We start from the raw sequence: 25,227 nt of genomic DNA, 5'->3' as shown, positions 1-25,227 counted from the left end.
AAAACTCCTAACGTACTTTTAAGGTGGCTAAGCCTACTAAAACAAGACACACAGTAATAATCCAAAAACGAACAATTACTTTAGGTTCAGCCCAGCCTTTTAACTCGAAATGATGATGAATTGGCGCCATTCTAAATATCCTGCGCTTTGTTAACTTATAAGAAGCAACCTGTAAAATAACAGACACCGTCTCCATCACAAAAACGCCGCCCATAATAAACAGTACCAGCTCTTGACGAACGATGACGGCAATAGTGCCCAACGCAGCACCTAAAGCCAATGAACCAACATCCCCCATGAATATTTGTGCAGGATACGTGTTAAACCACAAGAAGCCTAACCCCGCCCCAGCCAATGCGGCACAAAAAACAAGCAACTCCCCAGAACCATGCACATAAGGGATTAATAGATAATCAGCAAAGCGGATATTCCCGGTAAGATAAGCAAACACTCCCAGCGCACCACCAACCAAAACGGTCGGTAAAATAGCCAAACCATCCAGACCATCGGTTAAATTAACCGCATTACTTGTACCAACAATAACGAAATACGTTAGTACAATAAAAAACACGCCCAAAGGAATAGCAACGTCCTTAAATAAAGGCACAATCAATGCGGTTTCTGCTGGCGTACTGGCGGTGTAGTACAAATAAAATGCGGCCGCCAAACCAAATATACTTTGCCAAAAATATTTCCATCGACCTGGAAGACCGCGCGGATTTTTCTCAACCACTTTCCTATAATCATCTACCCAACCCACAACGCCAAATGCCAACATAACCAACAAAACGACCCATACATATTGGTTACGTAGATCTCCCCATAGAAGGGTACTGACGGTGATTGAAAAAATAATTAGCGCTCCACCCATCGTAGGTGTACCTGCTTTTGCTAAATGAGTCTGAGGGCCATCACTACGAACCGACTGACCAATTTGCAGACGCTGCAACAAGCGAATCACTTTATTACCAATCAAAAGCGAAATGGCCAGCGCGGTAAGAACACCCAAAATGGCGCGAAGCGACAAGTAGTTGAATACTGTAAAAAATGTATGGTATTTACTTAAATAAGCCGTTAGCAGAAGTAACATTGGTAAGGAATATCCTAATTATTTAATGCTTCAATGACATTTTCCATTTTAGCCGAACGAGAACCCTTCACTAAAATGGCATGCTTTTTATCGAGTTGGCGAACTACCGTCGCCGCCTCATTATGTGTATTACAAAATATAGCGTTACCGCCCTTACTTCTAAAGGCGATACCGGCAACAGCGGCTATGGGTCCGACACAAATCAAACACGATATACCTTTGTTCTTAGCATATAGCCCTAGTCCGCGGTGAATCTCATCTTGTTGATCTCCGAGTTCACCCAAAGCACCTAAAATCAACCATGTCTCATCAACTAATTGCATTGCAAGAACATCAATAGCCGCCTCAACAGACGTTGGGCTGGCATTGTAACAATCATTAATTAATAGAGCTCCATTTTTTGTTTCAAGGCGCTCTAGTCGGCCCGAAACAAGCACAGGTGTCGCCAACGCACCAACCGCGAATTTAAAATCTATTCCTATTACTAACATAGCCAAAACCACAGCCATACCATTCGCTATTTGGTGCAGACCCGCCCCTGCAATAAAAACAGGCAATACTTCGCCATGATAATGGAATGTCACCTCACTAAACTCTGCACTTAAGCTAACATCAGAAGCATAAAGGCTTGCCGCTTTAGTAAAGCCAAACGAATAAATTGTACGACCCGCAGCCAAGCCACACCAATAATCAAAATAAACGTCATCCGAATTAAGAATAATCGCCGCCTCAGGTGAAGAACCTGAAATCAGTTCGCCTTTTTCTTTTGCAATACCCTCAAGACTACCTAACCCTTCAAAATGGCTGCCATTTGCATTAGTCAATATGACAACATCAGGCACCGCAATCTTCGCCAATAGCGCTATTTCACCTGAGAAACTGGTGCCTGCCTCAATCACGGCAACATCATGATGCGCTTCCAGCTCTAGCAATGTTTGCGGTAAACCTATCTGATTATTTAAATTGGCGCGTGTTTTTAACACACTTCTACCCGCCAATGACTGCGCCAGCCAATCCTTTACAGTTGTTTTACCATTACTTCCTGTAATACAGACAACAGGCCCTTTAAACGCCTCTCTAATAAGACGAGCAATAGCACCGTAAGCCAATGTTGTATTAAGAACTTTTACATACGCAGGCACATCAAGAGCTTGTTCAGAGACCACACCAACAGCGCCATCCCGAACCGCTTGTGCTACATAATCATGCCCATCAAAACGCTCGCCTCTTAAGGCAATAAAGACACAACCACTGACTATTTTTCGCGTATCCGTCACAACCGCACTAACAGTATGATCTGAACCGATCAACTCTCCACCGCAAGCCAGCGCGATATCCGAAAGAGCAAGATTAATTAACATAAGATTTCACCGCTTTCAGCGCCTCTTCTTTATCGTCAAAATGATGTTTTATACCCTGAATATCTTGGTAAGACTCATGACCTTTACCAGCAATAAGAACCACATCATTTGGTGTCGCTGATAAAATAGCATTAGCGATGGCAACACGACGATCCGGCTCTACACTAAACAACTCATCATCATATGTTTGCGCTAAAGCATCCAGAAAAATTTGCTCTATTGATTCTGTTCGTGGGTTATCCGACGTCAACCATACATAGTCAGCATTTTGCAGAGCCGCAGCCATCATTAAAGGCCGCTTACCTCGATCCCTATCACCGCCACAACCAAAAACACAAATCAAGCGACCACTGCAGTGCTCTTTCAATGCCTGCAAAGCGACTTTTAACGCCTCTGATGTATGAGCAAAATCCACAACAATAAGTGGCGCATTAAGCTCTTGCACCTTATCCATACGGCCAGGTGCACCACGTAAAGCAGACAACCCCCTTACTAACGCACTTTTATCATCTGCAATACTCCACATACTTGCTAATGCAGCCAACGCATTCTGAACATTAAAACGCCCTAACAATGGTAAAAAAACGACACCTTCACCTTCAGGGTGACACAAAATAAAGCGACACCCTGAAGGTTCTAATATCAAATTTTTAACATAAAAATCCGCTCTTGAATTTTGCTCACTATAATAATGACAACTTGAACCCTCTGCCGCTTCCGCCATAAAATGCGCATAACTATCATCGAGACAAAATATAGAATTTGACACACTTTTAAACGCAAACAAACGCTGCTTTGCCGACGCATAAGCCGTCATATCGCCATGGTAATCAAGATGATCACGTGAAAGATTGGAAAATACAGCCGTCTGGAAAGGCACGCCATCAACGCGTCCCTGATCCAGTGCATGAGAAGATGCCTCAAATGCAACAAGACCTACACCAGAGCCAGCCATCGCCATTAACGTAAGGTGCAAGGATAATATATCTGGAGTCGTCTGCTTGGCTTCCGACAAATCGTTTAATGGACCGATACCAAACGTTCCCACTAAACCACTATTCAAACCAATAAACTGCGCCAACTGAGCAATGTAATAACAAATCGATGACTTACCATTGGTTCCAGTGACAGCGACAATATGTTTCGGCATATGTCCAAAATAACTATGCAAGCAAGCCACTAAAAGTTCAGTCGGATTATCAACAGAGATAAGCTCAATATCATCGCGCTTCAAACACAACCCTGTTGGAACAACGGCCACTTTACAACCTAATGAAATCACACTGTCCAAATAGTCCCAGCCATTTGTCGCAACCCCCGGTAAAGCGAAAAAAACACACTGAGGGTCTGCTTTTCGACCGTCCGTTTCTACATGAGTATATATAGCAGAATGCGAGCTACTCCCTGAAGAATAGCCCGCCAAATTTAGTAATTGAATATGAGTCAGTTGTGCCATCTAGCCACCCTGCACCACTTGATAAGGAACCTTTTTAGGCTCTAATCGAACTTCTCTAAGACCCTCAGGTAGATCAGGGTAAATATTCAGTGTCGTTAACGCTCCCTCCATTACACGCGAGAAGACAGGTGCTGCTACTTCACCACCGTAGTATTCACGGCCCTTGGGATCATTAATCATCACCACCATTGCTAATCTAGGGTTAGAAGCAGGCGCCACACCGGCAAACAAAGCAATATATTGATCGTATTCATAACCTTTAGAACCTACTTTATGAACTGTCCCCGTTTTGCCCGCAACTCGATAACCAGGAATTTGAGCTGCCTTACCAGAACCTCGCTGAACAACGCTCTCCATCATTTTAATGACATCTTGAGCGATTTTATGCGGAATAACCTGTTTACCATCAGCGGGAATGTCTTGTTTAAAAATTGTCACAGGAACGCGATAACCGCCATTAGCTAATGTCATGTACGCTTGCGCCAGTTGTAGAGTTGAGACAGACAAACCATAACCATAGGCTAACGTCGCAATTTCTGACGGGTGCCATTTAGGGTGCGACGGAAGAACACCGGAAGCTTCTCCAGGAAAACCAATACCGACTTGTGACCCTATACCGAGCTCATAATCCATGTTCCATATTGCATCTTGAGGAAGTGATAAGGCTATTTTTGATGCCCCCACATTGCTCGACTTAATCAGTAGTTTTTCAAAATCAATCACACCATAATTAGCTGCATCACGAATGGTAAAACGACCAAAGCGCAAATAACCAGGTGACGTATCAATTGTTGTCTCGGTCGTATATTGCCCAGACATGAGTGCAGCAGAAATAGTAAAAGGCTTCATTGTTGAGCCTGGCTCAAACAAATCAATCACTGCTCGATTACGCAGCTCTTCATATTCTAATTTAGAACGATCATTTGGGTTATACGATGGCTGATTGACCATCGCCAGAATTTCACCCGTTTTAACGTCTAGGATAACCGCCGACGCCGACGTAGCTCTATGCTCGGTAACCGCCGCCTTTAGCTCTCGATACGCTAAGTATTGCAGCCTAAGATCTATACTTAACTCAATATTTTCACCTGGATGCTCGGCCTCTTCCACACCAACACCACGAATAATATTCCCTCTGAGATCTTTCACATAACTACGTCGCCCAGGTTGGCCTTCTAGTGCTTGATCGTAGGCAAGTTCAATACCCTCTTGTCCTTTATCATCGATATTGGTAAAACCAACAACATGTGAAGCGACTTCAGCGGCTGGATAATAACGCTTATACTCTTTGGTTTTACTCACACCAACAACATTCGCTGCCATAATAGCATCGGCTTCATTAGGCGGGATTTGGCGTTTCAAATACATAAAAGAACGACTTTCATTAGCCTCGAACTTTTCTTGCAGCCACGCTCGACCAACACCCATAACCCCCGCAAGGCGTTTAATTTCTTGTTCAGGCCCAATATTTAAAGAAGGATCTCGTTGGATTTTCCATAACGCTTTAGGGTTAGCTATAATAGTCCAAGTTGGTGTACTAACAGCCAGCGGCTCCCCACGCCTATCCAAAATCATCCCTCGGGTAGCAGGTATAGACTCCGTTCTTACTGCTCGAATTTCGCCTTGATTCTGCAAAAAAGCTTTATCTACAACTGTTAAATAGAACAGTCGTCCGCCAGCGACAAGAAACAACAGCAAAGCAATGCCGTACACAAATCTAAAGCGCCATTTTCCTGGGGTGTGGACACGATTTTCAATATTCATGGCTTCACTATTATCAATTCATCCTGAGAGGGGGTGTGCATTTTTAAATCCTTTATCGCCGCCTGTTCCAAGCGACTGGGTTGAGTTAGCGCACTCTGTTCAAGCAGCAACTGCCCCCATTTCACTTCATAATCCACTTCATCCTGCCTCAGCGTTTGAAGATAAGAGAAGCTCTTTCTAAAATCGTAAACCTGTGTGACAACAGCGATTGACACCATGGCCAATATCAAAACACCGATAGCAAATACCACCGGTGCAACATTCGCCTTAATCACTTACGCGCTCCAAAACCCGTAGCACAGCACTACGAGATCGCACATTCTCACTCACTTCAGATAGAGACGGCTTAATCGCTTTACCTACCGTCTTAAACTTAATATCAAGATGTGCATTGCGAATTGGTAAATGTCTTGGCAACTCAGGCCCTTTCGCTTGCAACTTCATAAACCGCTTAACAATACGGTCTTCAAGAGAATGAAAACTGATAACCGCCAATCGACCGCCCACTTTCAACGCTTTCGTCGCGGCTTCAAGCCCAATTTCTAAATCACCAAGCTCGTTATTAATGTAAATTCGAATACCTTGAAATGCCCGAGTAGCAGGATTTTTTCCTTTTTCCCAAGCAGGGTTTGCTTCAGCAATAATTTTTGACAGTTGGAGTGTTGTTAGAATTGGCGTATGAGAGCGGTATTCACAAATAGCTTTTGCAATGCGACGAGAGAATCGCTCTTCGCCATACTGATACATGACATCAGCCATGTCTTTTTCTCTGACGGTCGCAACCCATTGAGCAGCACTAATACCCTTATCTGGATTCATCCGCATATCAAGTGGACCATCGTTCATAAAGCTAAAACCACGCTCAGCATCATCGATCTGAGGAGATGAAACACCCAAATCCATCATTACGCCATCCACTTTATCGACACCAAATACGTCTGAAATATGCGTAGCCATATTGGCAAAACTGTCTTGGACAATCGAAAATCGTGAATCTTCTTGCTGTAACAGTTCACCATGCCGAATCGCCACAGGATCTTTATCAAAACCAAGCAGGCGACCTGCTTCTAATCGCTCTAAAACCAAACGAGTGTGCCCGCCACGACCAAAGGTTCCATCTACGTAAAGGCCATTCTTGTCGGTTACCAGCATATCGACGGATTCATCGAGCATGACGCTTATGTGTTCTGCCATCGTCTTTGTCATAAAGAAATATCCATCATGGTTTCAGTTTGTAGGTCCTCAAGCGCATCTTGGGACAAATAATCTTCGCGCTGAGCCTCCCATTCTTCCTGGCTCCAAATTTCTAGTTTTTTGCCTTGACCAAGAATGGTTAATTTTTTATCTAAACGAGCAAACTCGCGTAACGGTGCAGGTAATAAAATCCGACCCGCTTTATCAACCTCTAAATCGGTAGCATGCCCTACTAAAAGGCGCTGAAGACGTCTAGCCTGCGGCTGAAAAGAAGGCAACTTGTCTAATTTTTGCTGGATCAATTCCCATTCAGACAAGGGATACAACAACAAGCATCGAGAAACAGGATCTATGGTGACAACCACACCATCTTCGTCATATTGAGCAAGATCATCGCGCAAGCGTGCTGGAAGCGACATTCGCCCCTTCACATCCACACTGACTTGATGAATCCCTCTGAACACACTCATATCCCACTTATCGACACTTTATCCCACAATTTAACACTTTTTTTCTAAAATAGTAAAAAAATATTGATTAATGATAAAAAAACAGAAAAACAGGCACAAAAAAACCGCTCATATAAGCGGTATTCGATCAGCAACATAAGGAGTTCAGAAAAACTGAAATAATAACGATATGAGAAAACTCACACGCAAAAAAGGCCAAGAATACTGAAACCCTTTAGGTATTTTGTTTTACATGAGAAGTTAACAAAGAAAGGAAAATGCAAGTTGGCCGATAAGCCGGGTTCTGTCGTGGACAGTCATTCATCTAATACGTACATCACTGCACGTCTTTAGCAACCTACCCGAACTCAGCGCGGGTCACGCCAAAGAGTTCCTATTTGGTCTTGCTTCAAGTGGGGTTTACCTTGCCACGAGCTGTTGCCAGTCGCGCGGTGCGCTCTTACCGCACCATTTCAACCTTACCGGCAGTAAACTGCTTAGGCGGTGTATTTTCTGCTGCACTTTCCGTAGGCTCACGCCCCCCAGGCGTTACCTGGCACTTTACCCTGCGAAGCCCGGACTTTCCTCCCCCCAATAAATTGAGCGGCGACTGCCTAGCCAACTTGCGAGGCGCATATTACTTACCTAAACAAACAATAACAAGGGCTTTTTCAAGAGTGAAAATAAATAAGACACAGAAACATCAAGCCAACGGTAACTGAAAGCACACTTCCAAACCTCCTTCCTCCCGATTACGAGCCGTTATCTGACCTTTATGTGCACGAATAATACGCTGGGAAATCGTAAGACCAACACCAAAGCCGCCACTATTCGCCCCCCTTGCTTCAGAAGAACGATAAAAAGCATGGAATATCTTCTCTAACTTATCATCAGACACGCCGGGACCATTATCACGAACATAGATAAAGGCAAATCCAGATTTTTCTTGCGTTTCTACTTCAATAACGCCGCCACCGCCCGAATAAAAACAAGCATTACGTAAAACATTCTCGATAGCGTGCCGCAACTGAAGAGGGTCGCCCAATATGGTTTTTGGCACACGACCAGACTTAGAAACGGAAATCCCCTTGAGCTGACTTTCAAAACTTACGTCATCAACAATTTCCCCAAGCCATTCCTGCAAATTCATCTCTTCTTTTATAAGAGAGGCAGCTTCTAGTCGACTCAAAGTAAGCACCTGACCAATCAACTCATCAAGCTCATGAAGCTCTGTACGAATACGACACAAATAGCCTTTTTGGGATTCAATGCCGTACTTATCCTCCGCAATAGTTAGCGCCACCTCAATCCTTGCTAGCGGAGTCCTTAGCTCATGAGACACATCCCTCATTAAACGCTCTTTAGACGAAAGAAGCGTTTCTATTCTAACCGCCATTTCATTAAACTCTCGCGCCAATTTACCAACTGCGTCATTTCTTCGGGCTAATTTATTTTCAACCCTCGCCGTCATATCTCCTTGCCCGAAAGACCTAGCAACTCTCTGTAACTTCAACAAAGGGCCTAACAACCAGTAAGCTAATACACCACTAGACACTAGTAAACCAAGCAAAGAAAAACCCACCACAGCGCCAGGTGCTAGCGAATCGATCTCGGGGTTCGGTTTGAAAATCAGCAGATATTGAACATTATCTCCACCAATCACTTGAATAAATTGGCTGTGCAGAAAATCGGCAGCAGGCCGACTGGTCACACTAGGGGTGTTCTGCTCCCTAAAATTACGAGGCAACGACTTAAGAAGAGGCCGACCATTTTCTTGATATAGATAAATAGTGCCAGACAGTCTCTTCTCCGCTTTTTTTGTCTCTTCTTGCAGTGAAGTAATACCAAACTTTTCATATCCAGCCACCAACTGAACACCAACATCACCCAGTAAATCAGCTGATACTTGGTTGCGCTTCTGGATTAACTGAACCATCCCTAAACCGATACTAACCACAATAATATTGGACAGCAGCACCACCAGAAACACACGCAGAAAAGTATTTTTCATAAAAAACTAAGCACCTTACTCATTTGACACAAAGATATAACCTACACCACGCACTGTCTTGATTCGAGGATCTCCGCTTTCTAAATTGCCAATTTTTTTGCGTAAATTGCTGATATGCATATCCAAACTACGGTCATACATAGTCAACTTACGACCAAGTGCTTTTTCTGAAAGTTCCTGCTTAGTCAACACTTGCCCAGGCGCCATTAACATGCATTCTAGTAAGGTGTACTCAGACGTCGTTAGCTCAACCAGCTCGCCCTCCAAATAAACCGTACGATCTTTTCGACGCAACAACACGCCAGAAAGCTCTATGTCAGCCGTTGGATCACCTTCACGCTCCTGACTCGCTCTGCGCAAAATCGCTTTAATTCGAGCCAATAACTCTCGCGGATTAAAAGGTTTAGACAAATAGTCATCCGCCCCCATTTCTAGCCCAAGTATACGGTCAATATCATCCCCTTTTGCTGTCAGCATAATAACGGGAACCGCACTTTTATTACGAATCTGCTTTAAAGTCTCAAAGCCATCCAATTCTGGCATCATGACATCGAGAATAATAATATCTGGCATATCCGCAGCCATAAGCTCTAATGCCTCACGACCATTCCAAGCATGCGCTACCTCGTAACCCTCACCGTCAAAGTATTCTTTAATCAAATCCGATAAACGAGCATCATCATCAGCAAGCAATAACTTAACCATAAATATTCCCTCTTATTTTTTCATTGTTTAGCAGGCAGTTACATTGCCATAAATTCAATTGTAAATATTACCTTAGCGCCAGACAAACACCTTCCCCTCTTTTCACTCTATTTACAAAGAATACTAATATGATGAACTTAGCTACCCAGAAAAACAAAAAAAGTCGCAAAATGCGACTTTTTTTAAAAAAACGAAACCTACAATACCAACCCTACTGTTTAAAAGGATCGCGAATTACAATTGTCTCATTACGGTCTGGTCCAGTAGAGATAATATCAACTGGAACACCAACTTGCTCTTCTAAAAAGCGAATGTAAGCCTGAGCATTTGCTGGTAAAGCGTCGAAGCTTGGAGCACCAACAGTAGATTCAGTCCAGCCAGGCATTTCTACATAAACTGGCGTGGCATTCTCGTAACCTTCACTGTCAACTAAACAACCAGCAACGGGTGTACCATCTGCATTTGCATAAGACACGCAAATTTTGATGACAGAAGAACCATCCAACACATCAAGCTTAGTCAAACAAATACCGGAGACTGAGTTAATCTGAACAGCATGACGTAAAGCCACGGCATCAAACCAACCACAACGACGCGAACGACCAGTAGTCGCGCCAAACTCATGACCACGCACACCTAAACGCTCACCGTCTTCATCAAACAATTCCGTAGGAAAAGGGCCAGAACCAACACGAGTGGTGTAGGCTTTCGTAATACCAAGAACATAATCTAGATACAATGGACCAAAACCAGTACCTGCAGGTGCACCACCCGCCGTCGTATTAGATGACGTAACGTATGGGTAAGTACCGTGATCAACATCCAACAATGAACCCTGAGCACCTTCAAACATGATGTTCGCACCCGCTTTACGCAAGTCATGCAGCAAAGTAATAGTGTCAGCCACCATCGGACGTAGAAACTCAGCCATCTCCAAGCCTTCCGCATAAACCTCATCAAAGGAAATCGGATCCACTTTATGGTATTGAGTTAGCACGAAATTATAATATTCAAGCACTTCTTTAAGCTTGGTAGCAAAACGCTCAGAATCCAATAGGTCTCCAACACGTATAGCACGACGCGCTACCTTATCTTCATACGCAGGCCCAATACCACGACCCGTTGTTCCAATTTTTTTCTCGCCTTTGGCAAGCTCGCGAGCCTGATCAATCGCAATATGATAAGGAAGAATCAAAGGGCATGCCGCACTAATTTTCAAACGATCTACAGCAGGAACACCTTGCTCCAAAAGCTCAAGCACTTCCGTTTTCAACGCCGCTGGGGACAACACCACACCATTACCAATGATACATTGAACGCCTTCACGCAAAATACCAGAAGGTATCAAGTGCAAAACCGTCTTCTTACCATCAATAACCAAGGTGTGGCCTGCATTATGACCACCTTGAAAACGCACAACAGCAGCTACATCTTCAGTAAGTAGGTCTACAACCTTACCTTTACCTTCATCACCCCATTGAGTGCCTAGAATAACAACATTTTTACCCATAATTTCAGGTCTCATTTAGATAGTTCTTAAAGAAAAGTCTAGTTTTGAACCGGCATCAACTGCCAGGTATCATCAACAAAATCCAGCTTAAAATCAGCATCTCCAGTGTAAAGGTCATCCAAAACCTCTACCACTCGGTACCCTTCAGCACGCAAAGAATTCGCTTTTTTCCAAAGCGCATCACTTGAGCATATTGGCGATAAAACAGTTTTTGGCTTTTTGACAATAATATCCGTCAAAGAAACCAAGGCTTTTACATCCGTACTAAAACCTGTCGCGGGTCGAGAACGACCAAATACCTGCCCAATATTATTATAACGACCACCACGGGCGATCGCATTACCATGGCCGGGAACATAAGCCGCAAAAACAACACCGGTATGATAACTATAAGAAACCAAGTCACTCAAATCAAAATGCAATCCAACAGTAGGAAAGCGCTGACAGATAGACTCACTAACCTCTTGCAATAAGACAATTGCATTACGAATCGACTCATTTACACCACCAAGCAATTCAGTAGCGCTCAGCAATACCTCTTTACCACCACATAAACGCGGCAAACCAACTAACCACTTCCTTTCAAGATCACGCAAACTAAGTTCTTCTACATATCGATCTAGCTCAGGCAAATCTTTTGCTTTATACAATTCAATCAGTTTGCCTTTCTGATCCGCACTAAGGTCGCATGCAGCTAAAACCCCACTAACAACATCAACATGCCCTAGATCAAGAACAACATTGGACAAGCCAGCCGTAGATAAAGTCTGCAACATCAAAGACAACACCTCGACATCGCTTTCTACACCACCATGACCATAAATTTCTGCCCCTAACTGAATAGGGCTACGAGTTCCATCCAAACCTGCAGGCATTGTTCTCAAAACACTGCCACAATAACTCAAACGCTGAACACCATTGTCTTTAAGGCAATGGGCATCTATACGCGCAACTTGCGATGTAAAATCGGCGCGAATACCTAGAAGTCGACCTGATAATTGGTCAATAACTTTAAATGTTTCAATTTCTAGGTCTGAGCCGGCTCCCGTAAGAAGGGAATCCAAATACTCTAAAAGAGGAGGTATTACTAGGTGATATCCCCAGCTTTCATGGAGATTAAGCAGCGTTCTTCTAAGGTGTTCAATTTTAGCGGCTTGCTCAGGCAACGCCTCATCAACCCCATCAGGAAGTAACCAGCGATCTGCTAATGACATTAAATTACCCTCTTAGCTTCGTGTCAGCAAAAGAAGCATTAATCCAAGAAACATACTAACCGCCCCCAGAATGCGTAAATTCGAATCTGAGCTCGCGATTGCTTTTACCATTATTTCCCGCCAAAAATTCGGGGCGAGAAAAGGCAAAAAACCCTCGACGATCAATAAAAGGCTGACGCCAATGAGCAGCGACTGCAACAATTCCTGCATAGATTCTCTTTATTTTGATCATTAAAAAACCGGGCTTAGCCCGGCTTCTGTAATAGTATCATGTTTCCTATTTTAACAAATAGGCTTCATATACGATTATTGATGAATATCCACTCTATTTAGTGAAACCACCGGTAGAGCTATTCAAATACTTAAAGAACTCACTGTCTGGTTCAAGGACAAACAAATCGCTGCTACCATTAAAGCTTTCGCGATAAGCCTGAAGACTACGATAGAATTCGTAAAATTCAGGATCTTGAGTGTAAACGTTAGAGTAAATTGCCGCCGCTTTAGCATCACCATCACCACGGATCATCTCCGCATCACGCTGTGCTTCAGCTTCCAAAACAACTTGTTGGCGATCTGCGTCAGCACGAATACCCTCAGCAAGCTCCAAACCTTTCGATCTGTGTTCACGAGCCTCACGCTCACGCTCAGTACGCATACGAGCGTAAACAGATTCACTTACATCAGGTGGTAGATCGATGCGTTTGACTCGGATATCTACAATAGAAATACCCAACTCATTCTGAGCAACTCCATTCAGCTCATCACGCAACCCTGTCATCAACTGGTCACGCTGCCCTGAAACAACTTCATGCATCGTTCGTTCGCCAAACTTATTTCGCAAACCAGTGTCCACTCGCGAAGATAAAATTCGATTAGCAATAATTTCATCACCAGAAGTGGCTTGATAAAACTTAACAACTGAATCGATCTTCCACTTCACATAAGAATCAACGACAACCGCTTTTTTCTCCAACGTCAAATAACGCTGAGGACGAGAGTCCATTGTCAAAATTCGAGCATCGAAAATCTTAACTTCGTTTACAATTGGAAGCTTAAAGTGAAGGCCAGGCTTTACATCGCCTCGCACAATCTCACCAAACTTAAGTACCACTGCACGCTCTGTCTCATTCACGACAAAAAGCGTTTGAGAAGCAACCAACATGCCGAGAAGAACCACAAATAAAACTGAAAAAGAAAAGCCTTTCATTAGTTTCTGCCCTCTCTACGAACGGTTGAATTCTGACGTTTACGTATCTCATCAAGAACTTGATCTGTCAACGCCCCAATATTTCCTGAACTTGCAGAACCCGCACCTTTAGATGACTCTGGACGCTGCTTCATTAGCTGATCCAAAGGCAAATACATCATGTTATTTCCACCTTGAGTGTCAACAACAACTTTATTCACATCTTTATAGACCGACTCCATCGTTTCAATATACAAACGACGACGAGTGACGTCTGGCGCTTTAGTATACTCGCGATACAAACGATCAAAACGATCAGCCTGACCACTAGCCCGAGCAACTATCTCAGAGCGATAAGCCTCAGCTTCCTCTCTGATACGCTGTGCACGACCTCGAGCTTCAGGAATAATACCATTAGCATAAGACTCGGCTTCATTACGTACTCGCAACTCATCCTCTTTCGCCTTAATAACATCATCAAACGCTTCTTGCACTTGATTCGGCGCCTGAGTATTTTCAACGTTAACCTTCGAAATCAATAAGCCAGTACCATAAGCATTGCTATAATCTTGAATACGAACTTTAACTTCTGCCGCCAATAACTCTCGACCTTCTGTCAAAATCTGATCCATTTCAGAACTACCCACTACATGACGAAGCGCACTTTCTGTCACTTGAGCAAGTGATTCTTCAGGACTACGAACGTTAAGCAAGAAATCCTTTGGATTTTGAACGGAGTATTGAACCGAAACACCCACTTCAACGATCGCATCATCAACTGTCAGCATCAATGCCTTATGGTCATGGGAACGAACCTTCGTCACATTAACCTTAGTAACAGAATCAATCATAGACGGATTCCAATGCAAACCAGGCATAACAGTTGAGTGATATTCTCCTAAACGAAGCACAACACCCCTTTCCTGCTGATCTACCTGATAGACACCAGTCGCACCCCATAAACCCAACACAGCAAGCAAAACAACAGCAATTAAACCGCCACCAAACTTACCAGACATACCGGAGTCTCCACCGTTGTCGGAGCCGCCAGACTTGCGGGATTTTTTAACACCGAACATATCCATCAATTTACGAAAAGCCTCATCTAAGTCTGGAGGACCTTGTTCTTTTCCTCCAGGCTTACGACCCCAAGGGTCATTATTGGCATCTTTTTCACGATCTCCATCTGGGCGCCCAGCACCATTATTACGGTTTTTATCTGGATTCCATGGGTCATTGTCGTTATTACCCGGTTCATTCCAGGCCATACTACGTCTCCACTTTATTTTAATGATAATTCTGTACAGCTTACACGGCTTCGATCTGATCCTCAGACATGCCAGCACGAGCCAAGATCTGCAAATAATCTTTTTTAGGTAACTTTACATCAAGAACAAATCGGCCCGTTTCATCAAAGCGCTCTGATTTCACAGCCCCATGTTCGAACAACATCGCCCTTAAGCGCCCATACTTACTGGACAAATAAAGCGTTTCACTAAAAACATCTACCGCCAACAGTTCAGCGATTGCCTGCTTAAGCAAATCAATACCTTGACCATCACGAGCAGACAACCAGACTCGCAAAGGGTTCCCCTCTGCATCTCTGTCTATTCGAGGCTCAGACATTGGCAATGCGTCTATTTTGTTAAATACTATTAAGGTTGGCACCTCATCGGCACCAATTTCTGCCAACACAGTATCAACATGCGCCATATTCTGATCACGATAAATATCAGCTGCATCCACTATATGCAACAATAAATCCGCCTCGGAAGACTCTCTTAAAGTCGCCTGAAACGCCTTAATTAATCTATGTGGTAGCTGACGAATAAACCCGACGGTATCCGCCAAAACAATCGAACCAATCTGCTCAACATCCAAGCGTCTTAAGGTAGGATCAAGTGTGGCAAACAGTTGATCCGCCGCAAACACATCCGCACCTGTCGCTCGATTGAATAATGTAGACTTACCTGCGTTGGTATAACCAACCAAAGAAACCGTTGGCACAGAAGACCGATCACGTGACCGACGATTTTGATCACGCTGAGAATCCACTTTACTCAATCTTTTTTGGATTGCCTTGATACGCTCTCGTAACAAGCGACGATCTGTTTCAAGTTGAGTTTCACCCGGACCACGCATGCCTATCCCGCCCTTCTGGCGCTCTAGGTGAGTCCAACCACGAATAAGACGAGTTGAGGTGTGCTGCAATTGAGCAAGCTCCACTTGCAACTTACCTTCGTGTGTTCGTGCGCGCTGAGCAAAAATATCTAAAATTAACCCAGTGCGATCAAGCACCCGACATTGTAAAGCACTTTCTAAATTACGCTCTTGGGAAGGAGACAAAGCATGATCAAAAAGAACGACTTGCGCCTCCTCTCGATCTACAATATCTTTTATTTCAGCTAACTTGCCAGTACCAATAAAGTATCTCGCATCAGGCCGCTGACGAGATCCTGTAACAACAGCCACAGGATCTGCGCCAGCAGAAATAGCTAACTCAACGAATTCTTCTGGCCCATAAGATTCATTTTTATCATTAAAATCTATATGGACCAATACTGCTATTTCACCACTATCTGGTCGTTCAAAAAACAATCTGGTATTCCTCTGTTTGCCGTATTATAGACAAACTATTCAGCAGCATCTTCCGGCTGATCAGGAGACGGGATGCGGATAGTACGAGAAGGCACAACCGTAGAAATGGCATGTTTATAAACCATTTGACTAACGGTATTTTTTAACAAAATCACAAACTGATCGAATGATTCGATTTGACCTTGAAGTTTAATTCCATTTACAAGAAAGATAGACACTGGCACTCTTTCTTTACGTAGAATATTTAGATAAGGGTCTTGTAATGATTGCCCTTTTGACATTTGAATCTCCTTAAGTAAGCGTAAAATATTAAATTAAATATTGATAAAACAATACTGTAGATACTACACCAAATCTTTATCCATTTCCCCTATATAATCCTGCTTTCAATATAATTCAAGGTCTCGGCCAAAAGATCTTTTGACAAACTGTCAAAAATCATCAAATCATCCCAACCCCTCAACCAAGTAAGCTGCCTTTTAGCCAGTTGACGAGAAGCAACAACACCTTTAAAGATAGCATCATCTAGCAAATCGTCACCTTCTAAATATTGCCATAGCTGCCGATAACCAACACAGCGCATAGAAGGCATATCAATTGACAAGTCACCACGCTTATATAAGCTCTCCACTTCAGCCAAAAAACCCTGATCCATCATGTCGTAAAAACGCCGCTCAATTCGAGCGTGCAACACACTTCGCTCTTTTGGCATCACCGCCATATTAATCATATCAAAAGGCAAAGAAACAGCCTCTTGCTGAGCCCAGAACTGGGTCATGGTTTTACCAGTTAATCGATACACTTCAATAGCGCGCTGTAAACGCTGCGGATCATTAGGATGGATACGAGACGCAGCCTCTGGATCGATTGTTTGCAATTCCTCATGCAAGGCAACCCAACCTTTTTCAGCTGCCTCAGCTTCAATCACAGCTCGAAGCTCCACATTGGCTTGCGGCATTTCTGCCAAACCTTTTTGCAAAGCATTGAAGTACATCATAGTCCCTCCCACCAAAAGCGGGGTCTTACCTTTCGCCAGAATTTCCTGAGACTGCTCAACCGCATCAAATACAAAATCTGCTGCCGAGTAAGATTCAAGCGGATCGATAATATCGATCAACCGATGAGGCGCCCTTGCTAACAATGCCGCATCAGGCTTTGCTGTCCCAATATCCATGCCTTTGTAAACAAGAGCGGAATCAACACTGATAATTTCAAAATTATGGTGCTCAGCTAACTCAACTGCTAGCCCGGTTTTCCCAGAAGCCGTTGGCCCCATCAAACAAACAACATGTGGCTTTGCCATTTTAACGCCCCCTCAAAAAGAGTTTATCTAAGTCAGACATACTCAAGTGCGCCCAAGTCGGTCGACCATGATTACACTGTCCACTTCGCTCCGTTATTTCCATATCACGAAGAAGACTATTCATCTCTGCAATTGTTAATTTGCGATTCGCTCGAATCGCGCCATGACAAGCCATGGACGCCATCAATTCATTCGCACGCGATTCCATTAGATCTGATATACCATTTGCTGATAAATCACTAATCACATCACGAACTAGACCTTCAACATCGCCTCGAATCAGTATAACGGGAACCTCTCGAACCATGGCACTTTCTAACCCAGTTCTTTCCACACGAAACCCAAACGCCTCAAAAACAGTACTGCTTTCCTCAACCAAATCCGCTTCACTTTGCGACACGGCGATATTAATAGGCACCAGTAAAGGCTGTGATGAGATGTTTTTTTGATAAAAGGCCGTTTTCATTCGCTCATAAACAATGCGTTCATGGGCGGCGTGCATGTCGACCAGGATAAGCCCCTGCTCACTCTCGGAAAGAATATACACACCATGCAACTGAGCAACAGCGAAACCTAAGGGAGGCACCGCTTGATAATCCACATCTTGCCCAAAAGCAGAGACATCACTTTGCCCAAGCAAACTTAAGGGGGCAGCCTCTCTCACCTCTCCTGTTTCAGGGTCAACCGTCTCAGTTTGTGACGTGTACTCCTGAGCATAACCAGAAAGACGGCGCATCCCATCAAGCTGACCACGAACATCTGAAGAGCTTGGCGAGCTTGACGCTGACCTCATCCAATCCATTGCAGATGAAGCAGGACGATTTGACAACTGTAAAGCAGACTGCTCTGTAATTTCCGACTCATTCGATGATGTTTCTTGCATTCCGGTGGGTGCTGCATCCGATTCAGGCCTCACATCCGCAATGGCTTTATGTATGCGACTGAACAAAAAATCATGAACCAAACGTCCATCGCGAAACCGTACCTCATGCTTTGTTGGGTGCACGTTTACATCAACAGTGGAAGGATCCAGCTCGAGATACAGAACAAAAGTAGGGTGACGACCATTATATAAAACATCGCGATACGCTTGACGAACAGCATGTGCCACCAATTTATCTTTAACCACTCGGCCATTCACAAAGAAGTATTGTAGATCCGCCTGAGACCGAGAAAAGGTGGGCAAACCAATCCATCCCCACAAGCGTAACCCCGCGGCTTCAACATCCAGTGTCAACGAGTTTTCTATGAATTTTTTACCCAGCAAGGTCGCCAGCCTGTGTTCAGCATGAAGCTGATCCGTTACTGGACGAAGATCATAAACTTGCTTACCGTTGTGACTTAAACGAAAACCTGTCTCATAACGACTGAGCGCCAACCTTTTCACCACCTCTTCAAGATGGGCAAATTCTGTTTTCTCTGTGCGCAGAAACTTTCGACGGGCGGGTGTATTAAAGAACAAATCACGCACATCGATAGTTGTACCTTGTGGATGCGAAGCTGGGCGTACGGCTGTTGCCATATCCTTCCCTTCCGCCTCGACTCGCCATGCCTCTGACTCATCTTCAGCCTGAGAGGTAAGGTGCATTCTGGAAACAGAGCTAATACTCGCTAACGCCTCACCACGAAACCCAAGTGTACGAACTGCCTCTAAGTCATCCAACGTTATGATTTTACTCGTTGCGTGACGACTCAAAGCTAAGGACAAATCATCTTTCATAATCCCCATACCGTTGTCCCGTATTTTTATACGCCTAACGCCGCCCTGCTCCACATCAATATCTAGCTGAGAAGCACCAGCATCTAGGCTATTTTCAAGCAGCTCTTTCACAACGGAAGCTGGACGCTCAACCACCTCACCGGCAGCAATCTGGTTGGCTAAACGTGGTGACAAAAGATTAATTCTTTGCATGAGCAACCTTTAATTAATAACAAAAGGGAATGGAATTCTATCCAGCGGGGATGACTAGCTTCTGACCAATCCAAATAACATCGTTTTTCAGATCATTCGCTTGTCGTATAACAGCGAGGGACACCTGATTACTGCGCGCGATCTCAGAAAGTGTGTCGCCTTTCTCAACGGTATAAACAAAGTCAGTATGATTACCTTGCTTCCAGGCAATCAGCGTTCCATCAGGCGCGTTCTTCGTAAAATATTCAACAACACCGGTGGCAATGGAAGCCGCTAACTTAACCCGATACGCTCTGCTAGAAAGATTTTTTGCCTCTGTTTTGTTTGATACAAAGCCTGTCTCGATCAATATCGATGGTATATCCGGTGATTTTAGTACAACAAAACCAGCTTGCTGCACACTGCCTTTATGCAATACTGCAACACCTTTCATTTCACCCAAAACACTTTTACCAATATTAAGACTCATTTGAATCGTCGAATTCATCGACATATCCAATAATACTTCCGCCAACAACTGATCCTTATCATCCAACGAAATACCACCGACCAGATCCGCCGAGTTTTCTTGCTGGGCCAACCAGCGCCCCATTTCAGAACTTTTACCACTAAGAGATAGCGCCCACACAGAAGCACCGCGAGCGCTCGACTTAGTAAAAGCATCCGCGTGAATCGAAATCATTAAATCGGCATTTGCATCACGCGCCACCCGCGAACGGTCACGAAGAGCAAGATAAGTATCTGTCGAACGCGTCAAGACCGCTTTAAAACCGTCTACCGCATTGATTCGACTCGCCAACTCCTTGCCAATAGATAAAACAATATCCTTCTCTCGAACTTTGTATTGCCCCAAAGCCCCTGGATCCTTACCGCCATGCCCTGGGTCTATCGCGATGACGATATTACGTTTTTCTTTTGACAGGTTTGCCAAACTTTTTACTATCGTGGCAGGCTTGCGAACACCATATTCAAGCTCGACAAGAATCCGTGGACCATAAGTACCATTTGCCGCAAGAACAGTACTTTTTGCCCTGACCTTCTGAGCCAAATCAAGCACAAAGCGCACCCCACTATCACGCTTAGCGTAGCGTACACGCATCAACACATCAGAGGATAGCGCAGATAAGCCATTTACGACGGCTGCATCTAACACAACATCGCTAATATCTAAAACAATGCGCTCAGGGTTTGACAGAGGAAATATTCGATGCTCTGAAACATCAGAAAGCTCAAATACCAAACGCGTCACCCCTTCTTGTTGAGCAACACGTATATCTCGAACTTCGGCGGCAAAAATCCCCAAAGACGCGACAGACAGAATTAAATTAATAAAAACAAAAAGACAAATGTGAAATTTAGTATGCATATCAGACAGCTAGCTAGTATATCTGACACACTATAACTGCTGATTAAATGGATCTCAATCTTACTTATAGTAAAGACTTCTATACATCAAGAAGTTATGACCTCTTGTAAAACTTTTAGAGCAGCCAAACCTTTTTCTGTTTGCGCCTCTAAAGAGACATGACGACCCTGACGAATCAGGTTCAAAGAGACCACCAAATCCGCCTCTGGCAACGCCCCACGCCCCATTTCCGCCCACTCAATCAGGCACAAACCACTTTCAGTGAAGTAATCCCGAATCCCCATAAACTCAAGCTCTTCTGCGTCGCTAACGCGATACAAATCAAAATGATACACTTCCAAATTGGGTAACTCATATGGTTCAACGATGGTGTAAGTTGGACTTTTCACGGGCCCTTGATAACCTAGACCTCGCAGCACCCCTCTCACCAGTGTGGTTTTTCCCATCCCAAGATCACCCTCTAGATAAACCACCCCACCCACTTTCAATGCAGATGAAACAACCTCTCCCAGGCCCTCCATCGCCACCTCACCGTAAACATCTTTTTCTATTCGCATTACTTATTAATCCTCTCTACACCCAAAAAGAGCAAACACAAAAAACTCACGTAATTCTAATACAGAAGGCTTTTGAAACAAGCACCAATACCCCATAATCAGCAAGCTAACAACATTAACATCACAACGAAGGACATTTATGGATTGGCTTCTCATTTCACTCATTGCCATTGCCGTATTTATTACAGGCATCTCTAAAGGAGGATTTTCTGGCGCATTCGGTATTATGGCCGTACCACTCATATCCCTTCAAACCTCTCCCATCTTTGCTGCCGCCATCATGCTTCCCATCCTGTGTATTATGGACATATTTGCCGTACAAAAGTTCTGGGGGAAATGGAGCAACGAACAACTCATTAAATGCATTCCAGCGGCTATCGTCGGGGTTATTATTGGAGGATTGACCGCATCATGGTTTTCGTCTGAGTGGCTAAAAATAATGGTGGGAATTATTGCGGTAGGATTTGTTCTAAACTCATGGCCAAGAAAAAACTGCACAACTCAACCAAAACCACTTAGTGCCATAGCTGGAAAGCTCTGGTGCGCTCTCGGCGGCCTCACCAGCTTTATCGCCCATGCTGGCGGCCCACCAATGAGCGTTTACTTACTTAGAGCAAACCTTCATAAAACGCAGTACGTCGCTACCGCAGCAGTGATATTTACCGCAATTAACTATGTAAAACTCATTCCATATAGCATGCTTGGGCAACTAAACACTTCAAACATACTTCTGTCTCTTTGCTTTACCCCTATTGCTTACCTAGGCGTTCAACTCGGCGCTTGGTTGCACTATAAAATATCAACCGCGCTATTTTTTAAATTCATGTATGGTTTTCTATTCCTAACAGGGATCAAGCTAATCTGGGACGGAGCCTCTGCGATTATTTAATGAGCCTTAAACCCCTAAAGCGCATCAAATACCTTTTAGATCCTTCGGAAATGGAATTTATACCTTATCGTCTAAACCAAACATGGTTCGACGATAATGCTGAAGCTCACCAATAGATTCTAGAATATCATCCATCGCTAGATGTGAACCTGATTTTTTAAACCCTTCTAACGCCTCTGGCTTCCAGCGTTTTGCCAATTCTTTCACCGTACTCACGTCAAGATAGCGGTAGTGAAAAAATCTTTCTAGGGCTGGCATGTAACGATATAAAAAACGACGATCTTGACCAACACTGTTACCACAAATAGGCGAAACTCCAGCGGGAACGTATTGCGCTAAAAATTGGATGGTTTCAGACTCTGCCTGCTCCATACTGATAGTAGAAGACAACACTCTCGCTGTTAGACCAGAATCACCGTGATGCTGAGTACACCATTCATCCATTGCATCCATCACCGGCTTTTCCTGATGTATTGCAAGGCTCGGCCCCTTAGCCAACACATTTAAATGTTTGTCTGTGACCACTGTCGCAATTTCAATAATGGTATCACTCTCTGGATCTAACCCTGTCATTTCAAGGTCAATCCATACTAAATTCTCTTCATTTAAGCTCATAACCTTCCAAGTCCTTTATTATCAATGCCAAGCATTATACTCTATGCGCCTTACTATATGATCAGACGAGCCTAATGTCGAAGCGAAAACTTACCAAACAACAAACTTGGCGAATTGAAAGAATTCACAAGGAACGCGTAGAACGCACCCAAAAACGCGGCGATATCGCTGAAGAGCTCCTTCAGTCATCTGATCTTGGACCCGAAACCGAAGGTATGATCATTTCCCACTTCGGCACACAAGTCGAAGTCGAAGGTACGCAAGAGCCCTTTATTGGTATTTCCACGCGCTGTAATTTACGCGCCAATTTAGGCCAACTCGTTACAGGCGATAAAGTTGTCTGGCGTCCTAAGCAAAATGAAGGCGGCGTTGTTGTCGCCACGACACCAAGACACACGTCACTGTCTCGTCCAGACATGCACGGAAGATTGAAACCCGTTGCGGCCAACATTGATCACATTGTCGTTGTGATTGCCGCGGAACCTGTCGCTCATGCAAACTTAATTGACCGTTATCTAGTTGCCGCTGAAACCGTTGGCATTCCTCCAGTGATACTACTTAACAAGTGCGATCTAATAGACGACAGCAATCAAGCCAGCTTAGATAATCTTTTAAAGACATACGAAGACCTAAATTACAAAATAATCAGAACATCAATCAAGCATCAAGAAGGCATGGAATCGCTTTACAGTTTCTTGCAAGATAAAACCAGCGTATTTGTCGGACAATCTGGTGTCGGTAAATCATCCCTTATTGGTACCATACTTCCCGATATAGATATTACGATTGGTGAACTCTCTCAAAAACGAAAAAAAGGTGTACACACCACAACCACAGCTCGTCTATTCCACATGCCAAAAGGCGGAGATCTTATTGACTCTCCGGGAATACGTGAATTTGGTTTATGGCATATCTCTGAGGAAGAACTTCTGAATGGTTTTATCGAATTTCAACCACATATTGGCTATTGCCGATTCCGTGATTGTGCTCACGAAAAAGAACCAGGATGCGCAATTCTTCAAGCATTAGATAAAGGTGAAATAACAGAGCACCGCTTCCAAAGCTTCTTAAGAATTAAACAGTCTATTCGGGAAAATCAAGCCTTTTAAAAAATTGCTTCAGGAGACAATTGTAAATCAGATTGCTGGGCAGGGGTTCCAAAATTACGGAGATTTTGATCCAGCATTTTCTTATAAGCTTCATCTGTCAATAAAGTAATACTGATTCGTCTATTTTCAGCACTACCTGTATCAAATCGGTTGTAAGGTATAGTGTCTGATAAACCTATTACTTGAGCAATACGCCCATCTTCAACACCACCTTCCTCTAGTATACGACGCGCAGCGTTCGCTCGTAACGCTGATAAATCCCAATTATCCAACCTACCTGAACCACTAAACCTTGATGAATCTGTGTGCCCCGTAATCACAATAGGATTGGCCACCTTGTTAAAGATGGAAGACATAGTAAGCAAAGTATTTTCAATATCCGGCATCATTCGGGCACTACCGCGCTCAAACATAGGCTCATCAGGATCATCCAATAACGTGATCCGAACGCCAATAGGTGTTACTTCAATACGCAAATTTTGCTGCTCAGAGAGTAGAATATTCATTCTTCCCATCTCTTTTTGCACCATATCGTTAATGCTTTTTGCATCCGCTGAATCAGGGCCATTCCCAGCACGCAAATCTCTTGACTCGACATCAGTACTGCCAGACTCAGGAAGCTGTAAATCCAATTTTTTCTCCGTACTTTTTGCTGGACTCCCACCAAGATCGATAGGATTGGCACTATAACCTGCCACAGAGGCCCCCATTGGATCTTGGAAATACCCCTCAATACTGGCCAACTCTTCAGGCGTGGCGACACTTAATATCCATAAAACCAAAAAGAGAGCCATCATAGCCAAAGCAAAATCTGCCAAAGCTATTTTCCAAGCACCACCATGGTGTGCAACTTTTTTGATTTTCTTAACCCGCCGAATAACCAGGCCATTAGAACCTAAAGCCATCTAACACTCCCCAAAACTTGCTATAAGCCCATA

At 43.9% G+C, this 25,227-nt stretch carries 24 protein-coding genes and 1 other RNA gene; 2 read left to right on the top strand and 23 right to left on the bottom strand.

The window, feature by feature from the left end; genetic code table 11:
- Nucleotides 1–7 precede the first annotated feature (7 nt).
- The 21 genes from mraY to tsaE all read right to left on the bottom strand — a co-directional run bounded on the left by mraY (nt 8) and on the right by tsaE (nt 21,676).
- The gene (mraY, locus tag MP3633_RS07560; RefSeq protein ID WP_176335095.1) at nt 8–1,090 is read right to left on the bottom strand and encodes a phospho-N-acetylmuramoyl-pentapeptide-transferase; all 1,083 of its coding nucleotides are present in this window, start codon (nt 1,088–1,090) and stop codon (nt 8–10) included.
- 14 nt (nt 1,091–1,104) lie between these two features.
- Nucleotides 1,105–2,451, bottom strand: coding sequence for a UDP-N-acetylmuramoyl-tripeptide--D-alanyl-D-alanine ligase (locus tag MP3633_RS07555; protein ID WP_176335094.1), 1,347 nt, complete (start codon nt 2,449–2,451; stop codon nt 1,105–1,107).
- Nucleotides 2,441–3,907: a UDP-N-acetylmuramoyl-L-alanyl-D-glutamate--2,6-diaminopimelate ligase gene (locus MP3633_RS07550; protein WP_176335093.1), complete on the bottom strand. Its 1,467-nt coding sequence runs from the start codon at nt 3,905–3,907 to the stop codon at nt 2,441–2,443. The genes MP3633_RS07555 and MP3633_RS07550 overlap by 11 nt, the downstream gene beginning before the upstream one ends.
- Complete coding sequence (locus MP3633_RS07545; RefSeq protein ID WP_176335092.1) at nt 3,908–5,671, bottom strand: peptidoglycan D,D-transpeptidase FtsI family protein; 1,764 nt, start codon at nt 5,669–5,671, stop codon at nt 3,908–3,910.
- A complete protein-coding gene (gene ftsL, locus MP3633_RS07540; protein WP_176335091.1) occupies nt 5,668–5,946 on the bottom strand; it encodes a cell division protein FtsL in 279 nt (92 codons plus the stop codon). Before ftsL ends, MP3633_RS07545 begins: the two co-directional genes overlap by 4 nt.
- Nucleotides 5,939–6,877: a 16S rRNA (cytosine(1402)-N(4))-methyltransferase RsmH gene (gene rsmH / locus MP3633_RS07535; RefSeq protein WP_176335090.1), complete on the bottom strand. Its 939-nt coding sequence runs from the start codon at nt 6,875–6,877 to the stop codon at nt 5,939–5,941. Before rsmH ends, ftsL begins: the two co-directional genes overlap by 8 nt.
- Entirely contained in the window at nt 6,874–7,329 is a 456-nt protein-coding gene (mraZ, locus tag MP3633_RS07530; protein ID WP_176336765.1) for a division/cell wall cluster transcriptional repressor MraZ, read from the bottom strand. Before mraZ ends, rsmH begins: the two co-directional genes overlap by 4 nt.
- A 262-nt stretch (nt 7,330–7,591) precedes the next feature.
- An RNA gene (gene rnpB / locus MP3633_RS07525) (RNase P RNA component class A) lies at nt 7,592–7,940 on the bottom strand.
- Between the two features lie 77 nt (nt 7,941–8,017).
- Nucleotides 8,018–9,325: a HAMP domain-containing sensor histidine kinase gene (locus MP3633_RS07520; RefSeq protein ID WP_176335089.1), complete on the bottom strand. Its 1,308-nt coding sequence runs from the start codon at nt 9,323–9,325 to the stop codon at nt 8,018–8,020.
- Between the two features lie 15 nt (nt 9,326–9,340).
- Entirely contained in the window at nt 9,341–10,030 is a 690-nt protein-coding gene (locus MP3633_RS07515; protein WP_112139465.1) for a response regulator transcription factor, read from the bottom strand.
- Between the two features lie 211 nt (nt 10,031–10,241).
- Nucleotides 10,242–11,540, bottom strand: coding sequence for an adenylosuccinate synthase (locus tag MP3633_RS07510; protein WP_112141696.1), 1,299 nt, complete (start codon nt 11,538–11,540; stop codon nt 10,242–10,244).
- 38 nt (nt 11,541–11,578) lie between these two features.
- A complete protein-coding gene (locus MP3633_RS07505) occupies nt 11,579–12,754 on the bottom strand; it encodes an ATP phosphoribosyltransferase regulatory subunit (protein ID WP_112139467.1) in 1,176 nt (391 codons plus the stop codon).
- 12 nt (nt 12,755–12,766) lie between these two features.
- Entirely contained in the window at nt 12,767–12,964 is a 198-nt protein-coding gene (locus MP3633_RS07500) for a DUF2065 domain-containing protein (RefSeq protein WP_176335088.1), read from the bottom strand.
- 115 nt (nt 12,965–13,079) lie between these two features.
- Complete coding sequence (gene hflC, locus MP3633_RS07495; protein WP_176335087.1) at nt 13,080–13,961, bottom strand: protease modulator HflC; 882 nt, start codon at nt 13,959–13,961, stop codon at nt 13,080–13,082.
- The gene (hflK, locus tag MP3633_RS07490; RefSeq protein WP_112139474.1) at nt 13,961–15,208 is read right to left on the bottom strand and encodes an FtsH protease activity modulator HflK; all 1,248 of its coding nucleotides are present in this window, start codon (nt 15,206–15,208) and stop codon (nt 13,961–13,963) included. Before hflK ends, hflC begins: the two co-directional genes overlap by 1 nt.
- Nucleotides 15,209–15,248: 40 nt before the next feature.
- Entirely contained in the window at nt 15,249–16,538 is a 1,290-nt protein-coding gene (gene hflX / locus MP3633_RS07485; protein WP_176335086.1) for a ribosome rescue GTPase HflX, read from the bottom strand.
- A gap of 35 nt (nt 16,539–16,573) precedes the next feature.
- Nucleotides 16,574–16,819 carry an RNA chaperone Hfq gene (hfq, locus tag MP3633_RS07480; protein ID WP_112139478.1) on the bottom strand — a complete coding sequence of 82 codons (246 nt, stop codon included), beginning with the start codon at nt 16,817–16,819 and terminating at the stop codon, nt 16,574–16,576.
- Nucleotides 16,820–16,908: 89 nt separating this feature from the next.
- Nucleotides 16,909–17,841: a tRNA (adenosine(37)-N6)-dimethylallyltransferase MiaA gene (gene miaA, locus MP3633_RS07475; RefSeq protein WP_176335085.1), complete on the bottom strand. Its 933-nt coding sequence runs from the start codon at nt 17,839–17,841 to the stop codon at nt 16,909–16,911.
- Nucleotide 17,842: 1 nt separating this feature from the next.
- Nucleotides 17,843–19,753 carry a DNA mismatch repair endonuclease MutL gene (mutL, locus tag MP3633_RS07470; RefSeq protein ID WP_176335084.1) on the bottom strand — a complete coding sequence of 637 codons (1,911 nt, stop codon included), beginning with the start codon at nt 19,751–19,753 and terminating at the stop codon, nt 17,843–17,845.
- 37 nt (nt 19,754–19,790) lie between these two features.
- Nucleotides 19,791–21,119, bottom strand: coding sequence for an N-acetylmuramoyl-L-alanine amidase (locus MP3633_RS07465; protein ID WP_176335083.1), 1,329 nt, complete (start codon nt 21,117–21,119; stop codon nt 19,791–19,793).
- An 86-nt stretch (nt 21,120–21,205) separates the two neighbouring features.
- Nucleotides 21,206–21,676, bottom strand: a complete 471-nt coding sequence (tsaE, locus tag MP3633_RS07460; protein ID WP_176335082.1) for a tRNA (adenosine(37)-N6)-threonylcarbamoyltransferase complex ATPase subunit type 1 TsaE — start codon at nt 21,674–21,676, stop codon at nt 21,206–21,208.
- Nucleotides 21,677–21,815: 139 nt separating this feature from the next.
- Here tsaE and MP3633_RS07455 point away from each other — a divergent pair, with 139 nt between their 5' ends.
- Nucleotides 21,816–22,565: a sulfite exporter TauE/SafE family protein gene (locus tag MP3633_RS07455; protein ID WP_176335081.1), complete on the top strand. Its 750-nt coding sequence runs from the start codon at nt 21,816–21,818 to the stop codon at nt 22,563–22,565.
- Nucleotides 22,566–22,622: 57 nt separating this feature from the next.
- Here MP3633_RS07455 and orn read toward each other — a convergent pair whose 3' ends face one another.
- Entirely contained in the window at nt 22,623–23,180 is a 558-nt protein-coding gene (gene orn, locus MP3633_RS07450) for an oligoribonuclease (RefSeq protein WP_176335080.1), read from the bottom strand.
- Nucleotides 23,181–23,254: 74 nt separating this feature from the next.
- Here orn and rsgA point away from each other — a divergent pair, with 74 nt between their 5' ends.
- Complete coding sequence (gene rsgA / locus MP3633_RS07445; protein ID WP_176335079.1) at nt 23,255–24,289, top strand: small ribosomal subunit biogenesis GTPase RsgA; 1,035 nt, start codon at nt 23,255–23,257, stop codon at nt 24,287–24,289.
- Here the strand turns inward: rsgA and MP3633_RS07440 are convergent.
- Nucleotides 24,286–25,194: a flagellar motor protein MotB gene (locus MP3633_RS07440; RefSeq protein WP_176335078.1), complete on the bottom strand. Its 909-nt coding sequence runs from the start codon at nt 25,192–25,194 to the stop codon at nt 24,286–24,288. The genes rsgA and MP3633_RS07440 overlap by 4 nt on opposite strands.
- Nucleotides 25,195–25,227 lie beyond the last annotated feature (33 nt).

It is taken from the genome of Marinomonas primoryensis (genome assembly GCF_013372285.1).
GTDB classification, from domain to species: Bacteria; Pseudomonadota; Gammaproteobacteria; order Pseudomonadales; family Marinomonadaceae; genus Marinomonas; species Marinomonas primoryensis.
Note: the sequence above shows the minus strand (reverse complement) of the source record. Positions and strands in the feature narration are given on the sequence as shown.